Origin of the sequence: Streptomyces sporangiiformans (assembly GCF_005768555.2) — a bacterium.
GTDB lineage: Bacteria > Actinomycetota > Actinomycetes > Streptomycetales > Streptomycetaceae > Streptomyces > Streptomyces sporangiiformans.
This window is the reverse complement of the sequence record NZ_VCHX02000224.1, coordinates 1-1217: the sequence shown is the minus strand read 5'-3', so window position 1 is coordinate 1217 and position 1217 is coordinate 1. Positions and strand designations below refer to the sequence as shown.

The 1217-nt window shown below is 72.2% G+C and carries 1 protein-coding gene; it reads right to left on the bottom strand.

Going from position 1 to position 1217, the window contains the following annotated elements:
* On the bottom strand, nucleotides 1-1217 hold a 1217-nt coding region (locus tag FGD71_RS35005), incomplete at both ends, for a beta-ketoacyl synthase N-terminal-like domain-containing protein (RefSeq protein WP_119104596.1).

Here is a 1217-nt window from a genome sequence, read left to right as displayed (position 1 = left end):
TCGAGACCGAAGCTGTACGCCACCCGACCCGAGATCACACTCGTCGTCGTCCCCGTCATCAGATAACCCTCGACACCCTCGGGGAGCTGCCGCAGTCCGTTGCCGTAGCCGGACGAGGAGGCACCGGCGAACACGCCGATCCGGCTGCCTCTTACTGCGGCCGGATCGATGCCCGCGCGCTCGAAGGTCTCCCACGCCGTCTCCATCAGGAGGCGCTGCTGCGGATCCATGGCGAGGGCCTCGCGCGGGCTGATGCCGAAGAAGTCGGCGTCGAAGCGGCTCGCGTCCCGGACGAAGCCGCCGCGGCGCCCGCCACCGTCCATGTCGTCCCAGCCGCGGTCGTCCGGTGCGGCGGTCACGGCATCGATGCCGTCGGCGACCAGGCGCCACAGGTCCTCGGGCGAGGAGACGCCGCCCGGGTAACGGCAGGCCATGCCGACGATGACGACCGGGTCGTCCGCGGTGCCCGTGCCGACGGTGGCGAGTGGCTGCGCGGTGGCCGCGTCGTCGGCCGCGGTGCCCAGTGCCTCACCGCGCAGGAAACGCGCGAGGACGAGCGGTGTGGGGTGGTCGAAGACCAGCGTCGCGGGCAGCCGCAGACCAGTGGCCGCGTTGAGCTGGTTGCGGAGCTCAACGGAGGTGAGCGAGTCGAAACCCAGCTCCTGGAAGGTGCGTTCGACCACGACGTCGTCGGGCGAGGGGTAGCCGAGCACGGTCGCCACATGACCTCGGACCAGGTCGAGCAGGGCCGCGTCCCGGTCCTCCTCGGACAGGCCCGTCAGCGTGCGCGCCAGCGTGGAGGCCCCGTCGCCGGCGGCGGCGTTGGCCGCCACACGCCGCGCTGGGGCGCGGACCAGGCCTCGCAACAGGGCGGGCAGACCTTCGGTGGGCAACGCCGAGGCAGCGATACGGATCGGTACGAGGACGGCGTCGTCCAGCGCGGTCGCGGCGTCGAAGAGGGCCGTGCCCTGCTCGGAGGTGAGGGCACCGATTCCGCCGCGGTTCATGCGGGCGAGGTCGGTCTCGCCGAGGTCGCCGGTCATGGCGCTGCGCTCGGCCCACATGCCCCAGGCCAGCGACTGCGCGGCGAGTCCTCGCGCGCGGCGGTGCTGGGCCAGGGCGTCCAAGAAAGCGTTGGCCGCCGCGTAGTTGCCCTGCCCGGCACTGCCCAACACCGCGGCAGCCGAGGAGAAGACCACGAACATGGCCAGATCCAT